The organism is Streptomyces sp. NBC_01257, assembly GCF_035917255.1.
In the GTDB taxonomy this organism is placed as follows: Bacteria; Actinomycetota; Actinomycetes; order Streptomycetales; family Streptomycetaceae; genus Streptomyces.
The window spans coordinates 1,552,177-1,573,611 of sequence record NZ_CP108472.1 but is presented as its reverse complement, the minus strand read 5'-3'; the positions used below and the strand labels follow the sequence as shown (position 1 = coordinate 1,573,611).

General features: G+C 73.2%; 6 protein-coding genes. All 6 read left to right on the top strand.

Annotated features, from left to right (window positions below):
* The first annotated feature begins 3 nt into the window (after positions 1 to 3).
* The 6 genes from OG408_RS06305 to OG408_RS06280 all read left to right on the top strand — a co-directional run bounded on the left by OG408_RS06305 (position 4) and on the right by OG408_RS06280 (position 21,425).
* Positions 4 to 198, top strand: a complete 195-nt coding sequence (locus OG408_RS06305) for a ferredoxin (RefSeq protein ID WP_266776245.1) — start codon at positions 4 to 6, stop codon at positions 196 to 198.
* A 156-nt stretch (positions 199 to 354) separates the two neighbouring features.
* Positions 355 to 1,890, top strand: coding sequence for an AMP-binding protein (locus OG408_RS06300; protein ID WP_266776243.1), 1,536 nt, complete (start codon positions 355 to 357; stop codon positions 1,888 to 1,890).
* Positions 1,887 to 3,149 carry a type III PLP-dependent enzyme gene (locus OG408_RS06295; protein WP_266776241.1) on the top strand — a complete coding sequence of 421 codons (1,263 nt, stop codon included), beginning with the start codon at positions 1,887 to 1,889 and terminating at the stop codon, positions 3,147 to 3,149. Before OG408_RS06300 ends, OG408_RS06295 begins: the two co-directional genes overlap by 4 nt.
* Positions 3,146 to 3,646, top strand: a complete 501-nt coding sequence (locus tag OG408_RS06290) for a cobalamin B12-binding domain-containing protein (RefSeq protein WP_326668764.1) — start codon at positions 3,146 to 3,148, stop codon at positions 3,644 to 3,646. Before OG408_RS06295 ends, OG408_RS06290 begins: the two co-directional genes overlap by 4 nt.
* Positions 3,643 to 5,001, top strand: coding sequence for a methylaspartate mutase (locus tag OG408_RS06285; protein ID WP_326668762.1), 1,359 nt, complete (start codon positions 3,643 to 3,645; stop codon positions 4,999 to 5,001). Before OG408_RS06290 ends, OG408_RS06285 begins: the two co-directional genes overlap by 4 nt.
* A gap of 110 nt (positions 5,002 to 5,111) precedes the next feature.
* A complete protein-coding gene (locus OG408_RS06280) occupies positions 5,112 to 21,425 on the top strand; it encodes a type I polyketide synthase (RefSeq protein WP_326668760.1) in 16,314 nt (5,437 codons plus the stop codon).
* The last annotated feature ends 10 nt before the right edge of the window (positions 21,426 to 21,435 follow it).

The window sequence follows — 21,435 nt, the reverse complement described above, 5'->3', positions numbered from 1 at the left end:
TCCATGCGTGTGATCGTTGACAAAGAGCGTTGCGTCGCGGCCGGTTCCTGTGTGATCACGTCACCCGCCGTCTTCGATCAGAACGACGAGGACGGCAAGGTGGTCCTGCTGATCGAAACGCCGGACGACAGGCTGCGTGAGGAAGTCACGGAGTCCGTCAACGTCTGCCCGGTCGGGGCACTGAGCATCGCCGACTAGGTACTGGCCACCCCCCCCGGACCCCGGGGCACGGACCCGCCCCCTCCGGGTCCGTGCCCCGGCCGCACCGCGACCACCCCACGCCCCTGAGAGCCGGCCCGCTCGCGCGACGACGCGGTCAGCTCGCCACCCACTCCCGAAAGCGACGTTGGAACCGTGGAGAATCCGAACACCACTTGCGCGCCGACGGCGCACGGGAACGGCGGGACGGTCCATTCCCTGCTCGACGCAGCGGTCGCGGACACCCCGGACGGGCAGTGCCTGCACGACACCGCCGGTCAGGTGACGTACCGTCAGATATCCGCACTCAGTCACGGCTTCGCCGCCTGGCTCACCGAACAGGGTGCGGCACGCGGTGACCGGCTGGTCGTCCAGCTCCCCAGCCGCCGCGAGCTGGTGGCCATGGTCTACGGGGCCTCGCGCGCCGGTGTGATCCTGGTGCCGCTCAACCCCGCGATGAAGGAGTACCACCTCCGGTCCGTCATCGAGGACGCCGAACCCTCGCTGATCATCGGCGACGGCCCCACCACCGAGGTGCTCGGCCGGGCCGCCACCCTCCCCGTGCACGACCTCGCGGAGATATGGCCGCACGTGGAGGAGGCCGCGGGGCGACCGGCGCCCGCACCCCTCGACATCAGCGCCGACGACATCGCGTTCCTCGTCTACACCTCCGGCAGCACCGCCGCTCCCAAGGCCGTGGTGTGTCCGCACGCGCAGGTCACCTTCGCCTCCCGCGCCATCCAGCAGGTGCTCGGGTACCGGCCCGACGACGTCGTCTTCTGCCGCTTCCCGATCTCCTGGGACTACGGCCTGTACAAGGTGCTGCTCGCCTGTCTCGGACGGTCCCAACTGGTCCTGGACGGCGGCGAGTCCGACCTCGTACTGCTGCGGCGGATGCGCGAGACCGGCGCCACCGTGGTCCCCATCGTGCCGTCGCTGGCCACGATGATCGGCACCCTCGCCGCACGCGACTCCCAGGACCCGCCCCCGGTACGGATGTTCACCAACACCGGTGCCGCGCTGCCCGACCACGCGGTCGACGCGCTGCGCGAGGCCTTCCCCGGCGTACAGGTGGTCCGCCAGTTCGGCCAGACCGAGTGCAAACGCGTCAGTATCATGCCGCCGGACCAGGAGAACGAGCGTCCCCGGTCGGTGGGCCTGCCGCTGCCCGGCACCACCGTCCTGATCCTGGACGCGGAGGGCCGGGCCCTCCCGCCCGGGGAGACCGGCGAGATCGTCGCCGTGGGACCGCACGTCATGCCCGGCTACTGGCGCCGCCCCGAACTCTCGGCGCGCACCTTCCGCACCGACCCGGAGACCGGGGCGCTGCGGCTGCACACCGGCGACTACGGCCGGCTCGACGAGGACGGCTACCTCTACTTCGAAGGCCGCCGCGACGACATGTTCAAGCGCAAGGGCATCCGGATGAGCACGGTCGAGATCGAGGCCGCCGCCATGGACATCCCCGGTGTCCGCACCGCCACGGCGCTGCCGCCCACCGACACCCGCGACCTGGTCATCTTCGCCGAGACCGAACTGCCGCCCCACACCGTGCTGAAGGAACTGGCCGAGCGCCTGGAGTCGGCCAAGGTGCCCGCCCTGTGCCGGGTCCTGGACGAACTGCCGCTGAGCCTGCACGGGAAGAACGCCCGGCAGGTACTGACCGAGATGATCGACGGGGAAGGGCGATGAGCCGCTACCAGGCACTGGCCGAACGCTTCGGCACACCTCTGTACGTGTACGACCTCGACGAGGCCGACGCGGCACGGCAGCAGCTGTTCGAGGCCCTGCCCGAGGAGTTCACCCTCTTCTACGCGCTCAAGGCCAACCCCCACCCCGGCCTGGTCCGGGCTTTGCGGGAGGGCGAAGGCCGTCACTGCCGGCCCGAGATCAGCTCCACCGGCGAGCTGGAGGCCGCCCTCGCGGCCGGATTCCGCGGCGAGGACTGCCTCTACACCGGCCCCGGCAAGACGCCGGGCGAGCTCCACGAGGCGATCCGCCTGGGAGTCCGCGTCTTCTCCACCGACTCCGTCTCCGACGTCCGCCACGTGGCCGACGCCGCCCTGGCGCACGGCACCACCGCCGACTGCCTGCTGCGCGTCAACAGCGCGTCCGCCAGCGCCACCAGCAGCATCCGGATGACCGGCACCCCCTCCCAGTTCGGCTTCGACAGCGAGACACTGGCCGATGTCCTCCCGGAGCTGCGCACGATCGAGGGTGTCCGCATCACCGGGATGCACTTCTTCCCGCTGAGCAACGCCAAGGATGAGGAGAGCCTCGTCGGCGAGTTCCGGCACACCATCGAGCTGGCCGCCCGCCTCCAGGACGAACTCGGCCTTCCCCTGCGCTTCCTCGACATCGGCGGCGGGTTCACCGTGCCGTACGCCGTCCCCGGAGCCCGGGGCACGTACCCCAAGCTGCGCGGCGAGCTCGCCGCCGCACTGGACACCCACTTCCCGCGGTGGCGGACCGAGGGCCCCGAGATCGCCTGCGAATCGGGCCGCTACCTTGTCGGGGCGAGCGGCACCCTGGTCGCCTCCGTCAGCAACGTCAAGATCAGCCGGGGCCGCAAGTTCGTCATCCTCGACGCGGGCATCAACACCTTCGGCGGGATGTCGGGCCTCGGCCGGCTGCTGCCCGTCGCCGTCGGCACCGAATCGGGGGAGTGCGTCGAATCCGCCAGCCTGGTGGGCCCGTTGTGCACCCCCGGTGACATCCTGGGCCGGGAGATCGACCTCCCGGCACTGGCCCCGGGCGACCTGGTGACCATCCCCAACGCCGGCGCCTACGGGCCGACCGCCAGCCTGCTGATGTTCCTGGGCCGCCCGGCCCCCACCGAGGTGGTGGTGCGGGGCGACGAGGTGCTGTCCGTCTCGCGGATCGAGCACAGCCGGACCTACACGGCCGTGGACCGAGCGCCCGCGCACACCGCTGCGGGAGGGACCGCGTGAGCGCCGGACTGATGCACGGCGTCACGGACACAGTGACGTCCGCAGGCGCCCGGGCCGGCACCGCGGTCGTCACGACCATGGTCTCCGACTCGCACACCTGGAACCTCGTCTTCCTCCAGCTGCTCATCGAGGAGCTGGGCTACGAGGTGATCAATCTGGGCCCGTGCACCCCGGACAAGGTCCTCGTGGACGCCTGCCGGGAGACGGCCCCCGATCTCGTGGTGGTCAGCAGCGTCAACGGGCACGGCCACCAGGACGGTCTGCGCGTCATCGAGGCGCTGCGCGCCTGCGGTGAGCTGGCCTCGACGCCGGTGATCATCGGCGGCAAGCTCGGCGTGGCCGGGCAGCAGAGCGAGGCGGCGATCGGCGCGCTGCTGTCCGCCGGGTTCGACGCCGTCTTCGACGATGCCTCCACCACGCTGACGGAGTTCACCCGCTTCGTCGGCGCGCTGCCCGCGGCCGCCCGCGCCGTGGAGCGTACCGAGGTCGTGGCGTGAGACCGGGCGCGCACCCGCTCCGGCGGACGGCCGAGGGCGCGCGCCCGGTGGACTTCGGAGCCTTCGTCCGAGCGAGAAGCCGCACCGGCGACCTGGTGGTGCAGCCCCGCATGGGATTCAGCGACCCCGTCACCATGCGCGCGGGGCTGGCCGCCACCAGAGCCGCCGACGCGACGACGGTCGGCACGATCACCCTCGACAGCTACACGCGGGTCGGAGAACTGGCGTCCGTGGAGAACGCGCTGAAGGCCGGCGCCGGTCTCAACGGCTACCCCATCGTCACCCACCACCGGGCCGTGACCGGTCAGGTCCTCGCGGGCATCAGGGACGACACGTTCCCGGTCCAGGTCCGGCACGGATCGGCTGTTCCCGGGGACATCTTCGCCGCGCTGCGCAGCACCTGGATCAATGCCACCGAGGGAGGCCCCGTCTCCTACTGCCTCCCCTACGGACGTACTCCGCTGGACGAGTCGGTACGGAACTGGGTCCGCTGCACCGAGGATTTCGCGCAGCTGCGGGAATCGGGAGTGGAACCTCATCTGGAGACGTTCGGCGGCTGCATGCTCGGGCAATTGTGCCCACCGAGCCAACTGGTGGCGATGAGTGTGCTCGAAGCGCTCTTCTTCTGCCAGCACGGTATACGCAGTGTGTCGCTCAGCTATGCCCAGCAGACCCACCCGGGACAGGACCGGGAGGCGGTCGCGGCTCTGCGGCGGCTCTGCGCCGAACTCCTTCCGACACCCAATTGGCACGTGGTGATCTACGCCTACATGGGCGTGTACCCGACCACGGACGAGGGCGCCTATCTGCTGCTCGACGAGGCGGCGCGGCTCGCTGTCGCCTCCGGATCGGAGCGGCTCATCGTGAAGACGGTGGCGGAGTCACGCCGGATCCCCACCGTCGCCGAGAACATCGCCGCCCTGGAGTCGGCGGCCCGGACCGCGCGGACGGCGGCGCCCGGCGGCCCGCCCTCCACCGAGTCCGACTCACAGACGTATCTGGAGGCCAGAGCCCTGGTGGAGGGCGTACTCGAACTGTCCCCGGACATCGGGCACGCCTTCGAATTCGCCTTCAGACAGGGGGTCCTGGACATCCCCTACTGCCTGCACCCGGACAACCACGGCCGGGCCCGCAGCTACATCGACGGCGACGGCCGGCTGCGCTGGGCGGGCATCGGGAGGCTGCCGCTGGCCGGGCTGGTCGGCCCTGCCCGCTCCCGCGACGTGACCTCGTCGGGACTGATCGCCGACCTCTCCTACGTCCAACGGGCGTTCGACAGCAGAGCGGTGGAATCAAAAGGCGTCCGGGGCCGCGAGCGCGCGGAAATCGCGCCACCGGATTCCGGTTTCTCTTAGGGGGGCTCTAGGGGCTGTGTGCGGCCCCTCGGCTTCATAGCGTGACCCGCAGTGGTGCGGTTCCTTGGTGAATTCCGTCCGGTGACGGGCGACAATTGTGTGGAGTGCAGATGACTGAGTCGGGAAACTTCGTCTCTGGCACCGACGGTGTGCCGGACGGGGGCACAGAGCGGCAGGCCGCACTCGTGCGTGAGCTGGAATCCCTCCCCACCTCGGAACAGACCCGGGTGCTGCTGGACCTGGTGCGCGAGAACACCGCGGCCGTCCTGCGGCAGACCCGGCCGGACACCCCGCAGACCGTGGACCAGGCGCGCGCCTTCCGCGAGCTGGGGCTCGACTCCGTGGCACTGGTGGCCCTGCACGCCCGGCTGATCGCGGCCACCGGCCTCGCGCTGCCCCCTACCGTTGTCTTCGACCACCCCTCACCGGCCGCCCTCGCCGCTCATCTGCGCACAGAGGCCCTGGGGTTGCCCGACCTGCCCGACCCGGTCGTCGCGCCGGGCCACGCCACCGACGATCCGATCGCGGTCGTCGGCATCGGCTGCCGTTACCCCGGTGACGTGTGGTCGCCCGATGACCTGTGGCGGCTGGTCGCCGAAGGCACCCACGTCCGCGACGACTTCCCCGCCGACCGGGGCTGGGACCTCGGCCGTCTCTTCGACGACGACCCCACGACCCCTGGGACCACCTACGCCCGGCACGGCGGATTCCTCTCCGGCGCCGCCGAGTTCGACGCCGAGTTCTTCTCCATCAGCCCCCGCGAAGCCCTGGCCATGGACCCGCAGCAGCGTCTCGTGCTGGAGACCATGTGGGAAGCCGTGGAACGGGCCGGGATCGACGCGCAGACCCTGCGCTCCAGCCGGACCGGCGTCTTCGTCGCCGCGGAGCCTCAGGAGTACGCGATGCGCCTGCACGAGGCGCCGGACGGCCTGGACGGATATCTGCTCAGCGGCAACGCACCCAGCGTGGTGTCCGGCCGGGTCGCCTACACGCTCGGGCTGGAAGGCCCCGCGCTGACCGTCGACACCGCCTGCTCCGGCTCGCTGGTCGGCATCCACCTCGCCGTCCAGTCGCTGCGGCGCGGCGAGTGCTCCCTCGCCCTGGCCGGCGGGGTCGCCGTCATGGGGAGCCCCGGCGTGTTCACCGCGTTCAGCCGACAGCGCGGTCTCGCGGCCGACGGCACGGTCAAGGCGTTCGCCGCCGCAGCGGACGGCACCGCGTTCGCCGAAGGCGCCGGTGTGTTCGTCCTGGAACGCCTCTCCGACGCACGGGCCAACAACCACCCGGTCCTCGCCGTCGTACGCGGCACGGCCATCAACCAGGACGGCGCGTCCAACGGCCTGACCGCACCGAGCGGCCGGGCCCAGCGCCAGGTCATCCGCCAGGCACTCGCGGACGCCGGACTCACCGCGGCTGAGGTCGACGCCGTCGAGGCGCACGGCACCGGCACGACGCTCGGCGACCCCATCGAGGCCCAGGCGCTGCTCGCCACCTATGGGCAGGAACGCACCGCGGGGCCGGCCTGGCTCGGTTCGGTGAAGTCCAACATCGGGCACACCCAGGCGGCGGCGGGCTCGGCCGGACTGATCAAGATGATCATGGCGATGCGTCACGGTCTGCTGCCCGCGACGCTGCACGTGGACGCGCCCTCGCCCAACGTCGACTGGTCGGCGGGAGAGGTACGGCTGCTGACCGAACCCGTGCCGTGGCAACCGGGCGAGCGCCCCCGCCGGGCCGCCGTCTCCTCCTTCGGCGTCAGCGGCACCAACGCCCACATCGTCGTCGAGGAGCCGCCGGCCCAGGACGAGCAGGGCGACGCCGCGGACTCCGACGCACCGGACGAGGACGGCAGGCCGCTCCCGGCGGCTCTCTCCGCGAAGAGCGACGCCGCCCTGCGTGACCAGGCACGCCGCCTGCTGACCCACATCGAGAACACCCCGGGCGCCCGGCCGCTCGACCTCGCCCACTCCCTTGCGACCACCCGCTCCGCGCTGCCCCACCGTGCCGTGGTGCTCGCCGGGGACCGTGCGGGCCTCCTCGACGGACTGCGTGCCCTGGCGGACGGCCGCGACACCCCCGAAGTGTTCAGCTCGGTCTCCGCGAGCGGCGCCACCGCGTTCCTCTTCACCGGCCAGGGCAGCCAGCGCCTGGCCATGGGACGCCGTCTGTACGAGGCCTACCCCGTCTATGCCAAGGCCCTCGACAACGCCATCGGCTATCTCGACCTCCAGCTCGACCGCTCCCTCTGGGACGTCCTGTTCGCCGACGAGGACACCCCCGAGGCGGCCCTGCTGGACCACACCATGTACGCCCAGGCGGCGCTCTTCGCCGTCGAGGTCGCACTGTTCAGGCTGCTGGAGTCATGGGGCGTCCAGCCCGACTACGTGGCCGGGCACTCCATCGGTGAGCTGACCGCCGCCCATGTCGCCGGAGTGCTCTCCCTCGACGACGCCGCCACCCTCGTCGCCGCACGCGGCCGGCTGATGCAGGCACTGCCCGAGGGCGGCGCCATGATCGCCGTGGAGGCCGCCGAGGAGACGGTGGAGCCGCTTCTCGCCGACTGCCGCGACACCGTGAGCATCGCCGCGGTCAACGGCCCCCGTTCGGTCGTCCTGTCCGGCGACGAGGACACCGTCATCGCCCTCGCCGGGCGGCTGGAGGCCGACGGCCACCGCATCAAGCGGCTCCGGGTCAGCCATGCGTTCCACTCCCCGCTCATGGCGCCGATGCTCGAAGAGTTCCGGCAGGTCGCCCGGATCCTCACCTATCGCGCGCCCAAGCTGCCCGTGGTCTCCGCCCTCACCGGCCGGCTCGCCACCGCCGGTGAACTCACCGACCCCGAGCACTGGGTGCGGCACATCTGCGCGCCCGTACGCTTCCACGACGCCGTCGCCTCGCTCACCGAACGGGACGTCGCCACCTTCCTCGAACTCGGGCCCGACCCGGTGCTCTGCGCCATGGGCCGTGCCGCCGCCGACCCGTCCGCCGTCTTCGCGCCACTCCTGCGACGCGGGCACGACGAACCGCAGCAGGTGCTCGGCGCCCTGGCCGTCGCCCACACACGTGGCGCCCGCGTCGACTGGCAGGCCTTCTTCGCCGGGACCGGCGCCCGCCGCGTCGACCTGCCCACGTACGCCTTCCAGCGAGAGCGGTACTGGCTGAGCGCCCCCGACGCCGCCCAGGACGCGACCGACCTCGGCCAGATGGCCGCCGACCACCCCCTGCTGGGCGCGGTGGTGGGGCTCGCGGACACCGGCGGCGCCGTCCTCACCGGACGGGTCTCCCTGCGCTCGCACCCGTGGCTCGCCGACCACGTGATCGACGGCCATGTCCTGCTGCCCGGCACCGCGTTCGTCGACCTCGCGGTCCGGGCCGGTGAACAGACCGGCTGCGAACACCTGGACGAGCTCGTCATGGCGGCCCCGCTGACCCTGCCCGCCACGGGCGGCATCGCCCTCCAGATCGTGGTCGACGCCCCCGACCCCGCCGGTCCTCGCGCCATCACCTTCTACTCCCGCGACGAGGACGCCCCCGCCGATGCCCCGTGGATCCGTCACGCCACCGGCCGCCTCGCCCCCCAGGACCGCTCCGGGCAGCGGGCCGAGGAATTCGCGGCGGGCGCCTGGCCGCCCCCCGGCGCCGAGCCCATCGACATCAGCGGCCTCTACGCGGACCTGGCCGCGCAGGGCTACGGGTACGGCCCCGCCTTCCATGGGCTGCGAGCCGTCTGGAGGACCGGACAGGGCGAGGTGTGCGCGGAGGTCCGGCTGCCCGACACGGCCGGGGACGCCGTCTCCGCCTACGGACTCCACCCCGCGCTCCTCGACGCGGTCCTGCACGCCACCGACTTCGCCACGGTGGCACCCACCGACACCCCGGACGACCGCGTCCTGCTGCCCTTCGCCTGGACCGGAGTCACCCTGCACGCGGCCGGTGCCACCACGCTGCGGGCCCGCATCACCGCCACCGGCACCGACGAGGTCGCCATCGAACTGGCCGATGCCACCGGCGCCCCGGTGGCCTCCGTCGACTCGTTCCTCGTAAGGCCCGTCGCGACCGGCCAACTGGCCGCCACCGCCCACCCCGACGCGCTCCACCACGTCCGCTGGACCCCGCTGCCGGCACCCGCCGCCACCCGGCCGGACCCCGACGCCTCCGTCCACACCTGCCCCGCACCCGCAGGGCCCGACATCGCCGCCGACGTCCGGACCGTCCTCGGAACCACGCTGACGGCCGTACAGGACTGGATCGCCGACGAGCGGTCCGCCACCGCCCGGCTCACCGTCCTCACCCGGGGCGCGGTCGCCGCCGCCGCGGGGGAGCCGGCCGCACTCGCCCAGGCGCCCGTCTGGGGCCTGGTGCGCTCGGCCCAGGCCGAACACCCCGGCCGATTCCTCCTGCTGGACACCGACGGCTCCCTCGGCACGGACGAACTGCTGCGCCTCACCGCCGGCACGGACGAGCCCGAAATCGCGCTGCGCGAAGGCCTGTTGTACGTCCCGCGGCTGACCCGCACCACACAGGCACCGGCCCCCGTATCCCCCTGGCGCCCCGACGGCACCGTCCTGATCACCGGCGGCACCGGCGGCGTCGGTGCCACGGTCGCCCGGCACCTGGTCGCGGCGCACGGAGTACGTGGACTGCTGCTCACCGGCCGCCGGGGTGCGGACGCCCCCGGTGCCGAGGAGCTCCGGGCCGAGCTGACCGCGCTGGGCGCCGAGGTCGTGATCGCCGCCTGTGACGCCGCCGACCGCGACGCGATGGCCGGTGCCCTGGCCGCCGTACCGGACGGGCTGCCGCTGAGTGCCGTGGTGCACGCGGCGGGTGTGCTGGACGACGGCCTGGCCGACTCCCTTGACGATGCCCGCCTGGACACCGTCCTGCGGCCCAAGGCCGACGGCGCCTGGAATCTGCACGAACTCACCCGCGACAGCGACCTGTCGGCCTTCGTCCTGTTCTCCTCCACCGCCACCGTCCTGGACGGCGCCGGACAGGGCAACTACGCCGCCGCCAATGTCTTCCTCGACGCCCTCGCCACCCACCGCGCCGCCCTCGGACTCCCCGCGACCTCGCTCGCCTGGGGGCTGTGGACCGGCACCGGCGGCATGGGCGGCAGCCTCGACGAAGCCGCGCTGCGGCGCATCGAACGCCTCGGCCTCCAGCCCCTGTCCGTCGCGGAGAACCTCGCTCTGCTCGACCGTGCGGCGGCCACCGCGGGCCACCCGGCCGTCCTGCCCGTACGGCTGAACCTGCGCATGCTCAACGCCCGCGGCGGTGACGTCCCGCCCTTGCTCCGCGCCCTGGTCCGTGCGCCGCGCCGCGCCGTGGGAGGGGGCGGGGTCAGCGTCGAGCAGTCCCTCGCGCGCAGCCTGGCCGGCCTGACCCGTGCGCAGCGCGGCGAGGCCCTCCTCGATCTGGTCCGTACCCAGGTGGCCGCGGTCCTCGGGCACGACGGACCCGATCGTGTCGTCACCACGCGGGCCTTCAACGAAATGGGCTTCGACTCGCTGGCGGCCGTCGAACTCCGCAACCGCCTCGGCTCCGCCACGGGTCTGCCCCTGACGGCCACGCTCGTCTTCGACTACCCCTCGCCCGGTTCCCTCGCCGACCACCTGGCCTCCAGGCTCGGCGGCGACGCGGAACGGCAGGCCGGCCTGCCCGTCCCGGCCGCCACCACCGTCTCCGACGACGACCCCATCGCCATCGTCTCCATGGCCTGCCGCTACCCCGGCGGAGTGACCTCGCCCGAGGACCTGTGGCAGCTCGTCGAGGAGGGGCGCGATGTCGTCTCGGCGTTCCCCGCCGACCGCGGCTGGGCCACCGACATCCACGACACCGTGCCCGGCACGCCGGGCAAGAGCCTCACCGATCAGGGCGGATTCCTCTACGGGGCGGCGGACTTCGACGCCGAGTTCTTCGGTATCAGCCCCCGTGAGGCCCAGGCCATGGACCCGCAGCAGCGACTGCTGCTGGAGATCGCCTGGGAGACCGTCGAACGCGCGGGCATCGACCCGCACACCCTGCGCGGCAGCGACACCGGTGTCTTCGTCGGCGTGATGTACCACGACTGGGGACTGCGGCTCGGCCCGCTGCCCGAGCACGTGGCCGGCTACCACGGCAACGGAAGCCTCGCCAGCGTGGTGTCCGGACGGGTCGCCTACACCTTGGGCGTCGAAGGCCCCGCGGTCACCGTCGACACCGCCTGCTCCTCCTCCCTCGTCGCCCTGCACTGGGCCGCCCAGGCCCTGCGCCGCGGCGACTGCGGCCTCGCCCTCGCGGGCGGTGTCACCGTCATGTCCACCCCCGACACCTTCGTCGACATGAGCCGGCAGCGCGGCCTGGCGGCTGACGGGCGGTGCAAGTCGTTCGGCAGCGGTGCCGACGGCACCGGCTGGGGCGAGGGCGTCGGCATGCTCCTGCTGGAGCGGCTCTCGGACGCCGAGCGCAACGGCCACCGGGTCCTCGGCATCGTCCGCGGCTCTGCCGTCAACTCCGACGGAGCCTCCAACGGCCTCACCGCGCCCAACGGTCCGGCCCAACAACGCGTCATCCGGCGTGCGTTGAGCGTGGCGGGCCTGACCCCGGCCGACGTCGACGCCGTCGAGGGCCATGGCACCGGCACCGTTCTCGGCGACCCGATCGAGGCCCAGGCGCTGCTGGAGACCTACGGTCAGGAACGCCCGTCGGACGGCCGCCCCCTGCTGCTCGGCTCCATCAAGTCCAACATGGGCCACACCCAGGCGGCGGCCGGTGTGGCGGGCATCATCAAGATGGTGCAGGCGATGCGTCACGGCACCCTGCCCGCGACCCTGCACGCCGACGAGCCGTCACCGCAGGTGGACTGGGACTCCGGCGCCGTCGCGCTGCTGACCGGGCCCACCGCCTGGCCGGCGCACGGCCGTCCGCGTCGCGCCGGGGTGTCGTCGTTCGGGATCAGCGGCACCAACGCCCACGTGATCATCGAGGAGCCGCCTGCCGTCACCACCACGCCGGACGAGCCCGAGCCGGCCGCGCCCACCCCCGGCCTGATCACCTGGCCGTTCTCGGCGAGGACCCCGGACGCGTTGAACGCCCAGGCGGCGCGGCTGCTCGACCACCTCGCGTCCGTCCCCGACGACACCCTCGCCGCGACGGGCCACGCCCTCGCGACGACCCGCGCCGCCCTGGACCACCGGGCCGTGGCGATCGGCGCCGACCGCACCGAACTCGTCGCCGCACTGGAGGCGTTGGCCTCCGGCGCCGGGACGGTACGGGACGCGGTGAGCGAGGGCAGGGCCGCGTTCCTGTTCACGGGTCAGGGTGCGCAGCGGCTGGGGATGGGCCGGGGGTTGTATGAGGCGTATCCGGTGTTCGCGGCGGCGTTCGATGAGGTAGTGGGCGAACTGGACGCCCGGCTGGGGCGTTCACTCCGTGAGGTGGTGTGGGGTGAGGATGCGGGTCTGCTGAACGGGACGATGTTCGCCCAGGCCGGTCTGTTCGCGGTGGAGACCGCGCTGTTCCGGCTGCTGGAGTCCTGGGGCATGCGTCCGGACTTCCTGGTGGGCCATTCGGTCGGCGAGATCACGGCCGCCCACGTGTCCGGCGCCCTGCCCCTGGGCGACGCGGCCGAACTGGTCGTCGCTCGGGGACGGCTGATGCAGGCGTTGCCCGCCGGCGGGTCGATGGTGGCCGTGGAGGCGACGGAGGCCGAGGTGCTTGCGCTGCTGAACGCCGAGGTGGGCGTCGCGGCCGTCAACGGGCCGCGTTCCGTGGTCGTCTCCGGCACGGAGGCGGCGGTGCGCGGGCTCGTGGCGACGTTCGAGGGCCAGGGCCGCAGGACGAGCACGCTGCGGGTGTCGCACGCCTTCCACTCGCCGTTGATGGAACCGATGCTGGCCGAATTCGGCGCCGCGGTGGCCGGGCTGTCGTTCGGCGCACCGTCGATCCCGGTGGTGTCGGGTGTGTCCGGGGACCTGGCGGAAGGATGGGGCACCGCGGACTACTGGGTGCGGCACGTCCGTGAAGCGGTGCGTTTCGCGGACGCGGTCCGGTTCCTGGAGGACCGCGGCGTCACCTCGTACATCGAGATCGGCCCGGACGCCGTGCTCAGCGGCATGGCGCAGGACTGTGTCCAGGACACGGACGGGACGGCGTTCATCCCCGCGCTGCGACGGAACCGGCCCGAGGCACGCGAACTCCTGACCGCCGCAGGCAGAGCCCATACGCGCGGTGTCACCGTCGACCGGAACGCCTTCTTCGGCGCCCGCGGCACCGGCCTGAGTCCGGACCTGCCCACCTACGCCTTCCAGCACCAGCGCTACTGGCTCGACCTGGCCGCCGCCCCCGGCGACCTCGACGCGGCCGGTCTGGAAGCGGTCACCCACCCCCTGCTGAGCGCCGCCGTGGCGACGCCGGACGACGGGGGCGTCGTCCTCACCGGGCGGCTCGCCACCGGCACCCAGCCGTGGCTCGCGGACCACGGCGTGCTGGGCAGTGTGCTGCTGCCGGGCACCGGTTTCGTGGAGCTGGCGATCCGGGCGGGCGACCACGTCGGCTGCGGCCGGATCGAGGAACTGCTCCTCGAAGCCCCGCTGATACTGCCGCCCCGGGGCGGCGTCGCCCTGCGAGTCGTCGTCGGCGCCCCGGACCCCTCCGGGGCCCGCACGGTCGGCATCCACTCGCGCGCGTCCTCGGACCCCGCCGCCCCGTGGACCCGGCATGCCCACGGCACCCTGACCCGCGAAGCTCCCGAAGCCGCCTTCGACCTCACTCAGTGGCCGCCGGCCGGCGCCACCCCGGTCGACGTCGAGTCCGCCTACGGGCGGCTGAGCGAGCGCGGCTACGCCTACGGCCCCGCCTTCCAGGGCCTGCGCGCGGCGTGGCGGCGCGGCGACGACGTGTTCGCCGAGGTCGCACTCGACGGTCCGGTCCGCGACGAGGCGGCGGACTTCGGCCTGCACCCCGCCCTCCTCGACGCGGCCATGCACGCCGACCTGCTGACGGACCCGGCCGACGACGCGGCCACTCTGCTGCCCTTCTCCTGGAACGGCGTCACCCTGCACGCCGCCGGGACCGCCTCGCTACGCGTCCACATCCAGCGGATACGCGGCGACGAGGTGTCCGCCATCATGGTCGCCGACGAGAGCGGCGCACCGGTGGCCACGGTCGAGTCGCTCGTCTCCCGCCCCGTCGCGCCGGAGCAGCTGGCGGCAGCCTCGGGGGCGCCGTCCGCAGCCCTCCACCGGATCGTCTGGCAGCGGGCGGAGCCGGGCGCGGAGGACCCCGGCCGCACCCCCGCGCACACCGTCCTGCACTGCCCGGCGGCGCCCGACGGCCAGAGCGTCCCGGACGCCGTGCGCACCCTCACCCGGCAGGTGCTCGGTGAGATACGAGACCGGCTAGCCGACCCCGAAGCGGGCACCGCCCCCCTCGTCGTCGTCACCCGGCGCGCCGTGCCCGTGCTCCCCGGCGAGGACGTGGACCCCGCCCAGGCCCCTGTATGGGGACTGGTACGCGCCGCACAGGCCGAGAACCCCGGCCGGTTCCACCTCCTCGACATCGAGGACGAGTCCGGCGCGACCCAGGCCGCTCTCACCGCCGTGATCGCGTCCGGCGAGCCCGAATCCGCCCTGCGCGGCGGCGAGTCGTGGATACCGCGGCTGGGACGCGCCACTGCCCCGGAGACCGCACGGCCCGCCCCGTGGGACACCGACGGCACGGTCCTGATCACCGGAGGCACCAGCGGCCTCGGCGCACTCGTCGCACGCCACCTCGTCACCGAGCACGGCGTGCGCCACCTCCTCCTGGCCGGCCGGCGCGGGAGGGACACACCCGGTGCCGAGGCACTGGCCACCGAGCTGACAGGCCTCGGCGCCCAGGTCCGGATCGCCGCCTGCGATGTGGCCGACCGCGACGCCCTGGCCGCCCTGCTCGCCGGGATCGACGCCGCACACCCGCTGCGCGGCGTCGTCCACGCGGCGGCGGTCGCCGACGGCGGCCTGATCGGCAGCCTCACCCCCGATCGGTTCGACGCCGTCCTCCGCCCCAAGGCGGTAGGAGCCTGGCACCTGCACGAACTGACCAGGGACACCGACCTCACCGCTTTCGTCATGTTCTCCTCGGCCGGCGGCCTCGTCCTGGCAGCCGGACAGGCCGACTACGCGGCGGCCAACGTCTTCCTCGACGCGCTTGCCACCCACCGCGCGGCGGCCGGCCTCCCCGCGACATCGATCGCCTTCGGCATGTGGGACGTCAGCACCGGACTCGGCGGCGACCTCACCGAAGCCGATCTGGACCGGATGCGCCGCCTCGGCCTGCCGGCTCTCGACGCCGACCGTGGCCTTGAGCTCTTCGACGCCGCCCTCGTCACCGAGGACCCCGTCGTCGTCCCCCTCACCATCGACGCGGCCGCGCTCGCCGCCCGCAGCGACGAGGTGCCCGCACTGCTGCGCGTCCGCGGCCGCGCTCCCGCCCGCCGGACCGTCCGGGCGGCGGCCACCGCCGCCTCCTCCCTCGACCGCCGCCTGGCCGGTGCGACGACCCCGGACGAGAGGGCCCGCATCCTGCTCGACACGGTCCGCACCCAGGTGGCCTCCGTCCTCGGCCAGCCCTCCGCCGAGGCGGTCGGACCCGACACCGCCTTCCGCGACCAGGGGTTCGACTCCCTGGCCGCAGTGGAGCTGCGCAACCTGCTGGCCGGTTCCACCGGGCTGCGACTGCCGGCGACGCTGGTCTTCGACTATCCCAACTCCCGTGCGGTTGCCGGATACCTCGACACCCTGCTCACTGGCACGACCACCACGACGGCCCCCGTCGCCGCCCCGCACGCGGCCCTGGACGACGACCCGATCGCGGTGGTGGCGATCAGCTGCCGCTTCCCCGGAGGCGTGCGCTCCCCGGAGGCCCTGTGGGACCTCGTCGCCGACGGCGTCGACGCCATCGGCGACTTCCCCGCCGACCGCGGCTGGGACGCCGACGCCCTCTACGACCCCGAGCCCGGTCTCCCCGGCCGCACCTACGTGCGCGAAGGCGGATTCCTCTACGACGCGGCGGAGTTCGACCCCGAGTTCTTCGGCATCATGCCCCGCGAAGCCCTGGCGATGGACCCGCAGCAGCGGCTGCTGCTCCAGTCGGCCTGGGAGACCTTCGAACGCGCCGGCATCGACCCGGAGACACTGCGCGGCAGCCAGACGGGCGTGTACGCCGGTGTGATGTACCACGAGTACGGCAGCCGGGTCACCGACGTCCCCGACGACCTGGCCGGATACCTCGGCAACGGCAGCGCGGGCAGTATCGCCTCCGGCCGTGTCGCCTACGCACTGGGCCTCGAAGGGCCCGCCGTCACGGTCGACACCGCATGCTCCTCCTCCCTGGTCAGCCTTCACATGGCCTGCCAGGCACTGCGCGCCGGCGAGATCGACCTCGCCCTGGCAGGCGGCGTCACCGTCATGCCGACCCCGGAGATCTTCGTCGACTTCAGCCGGCAGCGCGGCCTCGCGGCCGACGGACGCTCCAAGGCGTTCGCGGGCGCGGCGGACGGCACGAGCTGGGCCGAAGGCGTCGGCCTCCTGCTGGTGGAGCGCCTCTCCGACGCCCGCCGCAACGGGCACCCCGTCCTCGCCGTGGTCCGGGGAAGCGCCATCAACCAGGACGGCGCCTCCAACGGACTGACCGCCCCCAACGGCCCCTCCCAGCAACGCGTCATCCGCAAGGCCCTGTCGGCGGCGGGCCTCGCCCCCTCCGACGTGGACGCCGTGGAGGGACACGGCACGGGCACCCGGCTGGGCGACCCGATCGAGGCGCAGGCCCTGCTGGCCACGTACGGCCAGGACCGTCCCGCGGACCGCCCGCTCTGGCTCGGCTCCGTCAAGTCGAACATCGGGCACGCCCAGGCCGCCGCCGGTGTCAGCGGAGTCATCAAGATGGTGATGGCGCTGCGCAACGGACTGCTGCCCCGGACCCTGCACGTCGACGAGCCGTCCCCGCAGGTGGACTGGGAGGCCGGCGGCGTACGGCTGCTGACCGAGCCGGTCGCCTGGGAGGCGCAGGACCGGCCCCGACGCGCAGGAGTCTCCTCCTTCGGGCTCAGCGGCACCAACGCCCACGTCATCATCGAGGAGGCACCGGCGGCCGAGGAGGCCGGACCGGACGGCACCACTGTCCCCGCCGGACCGCTGCCCGTCGTACCGCTCCCGCTGTCCGCACGGAGCGCCACGGCGCTCACGGAGCAGGCGGGCCGCCTCCTCGCCCATGTGGAGGCGCACCCGGACGAGTCGCTGATGGACCTGGGGCACTCGCTGGCGACGACGCGCGCGGTGCTGGATCACCGTGCGGTGGTGCTGGCCGCGGATCGCGAGGCGGCGGTGCGTGCGCTGTCCGATCTGGTGGCCGGTCACGAGAGTGCGGATGTCGTCACCTCGGCCGGTTCCTCCGCCGAGGGTCTGACGGCGTTCCTGTTCACGGGTCAGGGCGCGCAGCGGCTCGGCATGGGCCGGGAGCTGTACGAGGCGTTCCCGGTGTTCGCCGAGGCGTTCGACGCGGTGGTCTCCGAACTGGATGCCCGGCTGGGCCGTTCGTTGCGTGAGGTGGTGTGGGGTGAGGACGCCGGCCTGTTGAACGGGACGATGTTCGCCCAGGCGGGACTGTTCGCGGTCGAGACGGCGCTGTTCCGCCTGGTGGAGTCGTGGGGCATACGGGCCGATGTGGTGGCGGGGCACTCGATCGGTGAGATCGCCGCCGCGCATGTGGCGGGTGTGCTGCCGCTGACGGACGCAGCCGAACTCGTGGTCGCGCGCGGTCGGTTGATGCAGGCACTGCCCTCCGGCGGAGTGATGGTCGCGGTGGCCGCGTCGGAGGCGGAAGTGCTTCCGCTGCTGAGCGGCGACGTGGGGCTGGCGGCGGTGAACGGTCCATCGGCCGTGGTGGTGTCGGGCGCGGAGAAGGAGACCCTCGCGATCGCGGAGCACTTCACCGCACTGGGCCGCCGGACGAAGCGGCTGGCGGTGTCGCATGCCTTCCACTCACCGCTCATGGAGCCCATGCTCGACGCCTTCCGAAAGGTCGCCGAGACACTCTCGTACGCCGCACCCTCGATACGCGTCGTGTCCCACGTGACCGGAACCGAGGCGACCACGGAGCAACTGACCTCGCCCGAGTACTGGGTGCGCCACGTCCGCGAGGCCGTCCGGTTCGCCGACGGCATCGCCCACCTCGCGGACCACGGCGTCACCCGCTTCGTGGAACTCGGCCCGGACGCAGTGCTCTCCGCACTCACCGAGGCCGTCGCACCGGTCACGTCCGACACCCTCACCGTGCCCGTCCTGCGCAAGGGCCGGCCCGAGGTGTCCACCCTGCTCACCGCCCTCGCCCGGCTGCACGTCGCCGGACCCCGAGTCGGCTGGCCGGACGTCCTCGACGGTCGCGGTGCCCGCAGGGTCGAACTGCCCACGTACGCCTTCGGCCGGACCACGTACTGGCTCGACGCCCCCGATCCGGTCGGCGGTGATGTGACCGGCCTCGGCCAGACCGCGGCCGCGCATCCGCTGCTCAGCGCCGTGGTCGCCTCCCCGGAGGCCGGCGGCGTCGTGCTCACCGGGCGCCTCTCCGTCCGCACCCACCCCTGGCTCGCCGACCACGACGTCCTCGGAACCGTGCTGCTGCCCGGCACCGGCTACATCGAACTCGCCATCCGGGCCGGTGAGGAGGTCGGCTGCGAGGTGGTGGAGGAACTCACCATCGAGGCACTGATGCCGCTCCCGCCCCACGGCGGACTCGCCGTCCAGGTCGTCGTCGACGCCCCGGACGCGGGCGGACGCTGCTCACTCGCCGTCTACTCCCGGGCCGACGACGCCCCGGCCGGCACCCCCTGGAGCAAGCACGCCAGCGGCGTACTCGCCCCGGGGACCGGACAGACGCCGCCTGCCGGCACCTTCGCCCCCGCCCCGGCCGACTGGCCGCCCACGGGCGCGACCGAGGTCGACATCTCCGGTGTGTACGACTACCTCACCGGCCAGGGCTACGGCTACGGGCCCATGTTCCGGGGCCTGCGCGGCATCTGGTCCCGGGGCAAGGAGACGTTCGCGGAGGTGTCCCTGCCGGAGGACTCCCTGGACGTCGGCAAGGAATTCCGGCTCCACCCCTCCATCCTCGACGCGGCGCTGAGCGCCACCGACTTCATGGACGGCCGCCGCCCCCAGGACGTCGGCGGCACCCAGCTGCCGTTCGCCTGGTCCGGCGTCACCCTGCACGCCGCCGGGTCCTCGCGGCTGCGGGTGCGTATCACCGCCGTCGAATCCCACCGGTCACAGGGGTCCGACGCGGTACGACTCGAACTCACCGACCCCACGGGCACCCCGGTCGCCACGATCGACTCGCTCGTGGTCCGCCCCGTCACCGCGGCCAAGGTCAACGCGGCCGCCGCGGCGGGAGGCGGCGAACACGAGGCCGTCTTCCAGCTGGTCACCCAGCAACTGCCTCTCGGCGCGGCCGTCGCCGCGGCCACGGACCGCTGGGCCGTGCTCGGCGGCACTCCCGCCGCCGGCCCCGGCACTGCCTACAGCGACCTCTCCGCACTCGGCGCCGCGCTGACGGACGGCGCCCCGGCCCCCGACGTCGTCCTCCTGCCCGTACCCCGGGCCACGGATCACGACGACATCCCGGCGGCCGTCCGCTCCGTCACCGGCCAGGTCCTCGACACGCTCCAGTCCTGGCTGGCGGACGAGCGGTACGCCCGGTCCCGCCTCATGGTGGTCACCCGTGACGCCCTTCCCGTCGAGGAGGCCGACACCGCCGTGGACCTCGTCCAGGCACCGGTATGGGGACTGATACGGGCAGCCCAGGAGGAGTACCCCGGCCGGTTCGTCCTCGTCGACACCGACGGCACCCCCACGGCCCGCGAGTCACTGCCCGCCGTGGCCGCGTCCGGCGAACCCGAGGCGATCCTGCGCGGCGCCGAGGTGCGGATACCCCGACTGGCCAGGGTTCCGGCGAAGACGCCTTCGTCGGCCCTGCCCTGGGACGCCGAGGGAACCGTGCTGATCACCGGAGGCACCAGCGGCCTCGGTGCCGTCGTCGCCCGCCACCTGGTCGAACGGCACGGCGTGCGCCACCTCCTGCTCGCCGGGCGACGGGGCCAGGATGCACCCGGCGCCACCGAACTCCGTGACGCCCTGCACGGACTCGGCGCCCGCGTCACCCTCGCGGCCTGCGACACGTCCGACCGTGCGGCGGTCGACGCCATGCTGACCGCGATACCCGCCGCACATCCGCTGACGGCGGTGGTCCACGCGGCCGCGGTCATGGACAACGCCCTGCTGGCAGCTCTCACCCCCGCACAGGTCGACACGGTGATGCGGCCCAAGGTGGACGCGGCCTGGAACCTGCACGAGGCGACCCGCGGTCTGGACCTGAAGGCGTTCGTCCTCTTCTCCTCCTGCGCCGGACTCGTCGTCGGCATCGGCCAGGGCAACTACGCCGCCGCCAACCGCTTCCTGGACGCCCTCGCCACCCACCGACGGGCGGCCGGACTCCCGGCGACGTCCCTGGCGTTCGGCCTCTGGGAGACCAGGACCGGTCTCGGGGGCGGCGTCACCCACGCCGACCTGCGGCGCATGCGCACCATGGGCATGCCGGCGCTGCCGACGGCCGAGGGCCTCGCCCTCCTCGACGAGGCCCTGGAGATCGACCGGCCGGTACTCGTGCCGATCCGGGTGGAACGCGACCGCCAGGCCACGACCGAACCGCCGCACCTGCTGAAGGACGTGCTCGGCGCACCGGAACGGCCCGCCGCCCGCAAGGAGGTACGGGCACCCGCCGTCACCGCGATGGCCGCGCCCGCTGCCGAACTCACCCTGGAGCAGAGGCTGTCCGGTATGAAGGCGGCCGAACGCCGCCGCACGGTACTCGACGTCGTACGCGAGCAGGTCGCCGGAGTCAGCCACAGCGTCCCCACCACCATCGACGTCTCCAAGGGCTTCACCGAGCTCGGCCTCGACTCGCTCGCCGCCATCGATCTCCGCAACCGGCTCCAGAAGGCCACCGGACTCCGACTGCCGGCCACCCTCATGTTCGACTACCCCAGCCCCGCGGTGCTGGCCGACTTCCTCCTCGACGAACTCCCGCCGGGACTCGATGAGAACACCCCCGACGAACCCGCCGACACCGCCCCCGCGCAGAGCGGGCCGGGGGCCGCGGAGACCGACGCGTCCATCCGGCAGACGCTCGCGGACATCCCGGTCGACGCACTGAGGGAGTCCGGCCTGCTGGACGCGCTGCTGAACCTGGCCGCCCGACCCGCGGCACCCGCACCCACCACTGAATCCGGCCCGCGCACCCCGCAGGGCGAGACCGCACAGGCCGGCGAAGCGATCAGGACCATGGACGTCGACGACCTGGTGCGCGCCGCGCTCGCGTCCGCCGACCCGACCCGGAACCCGAGCGAGGGCTGAGGACATCATG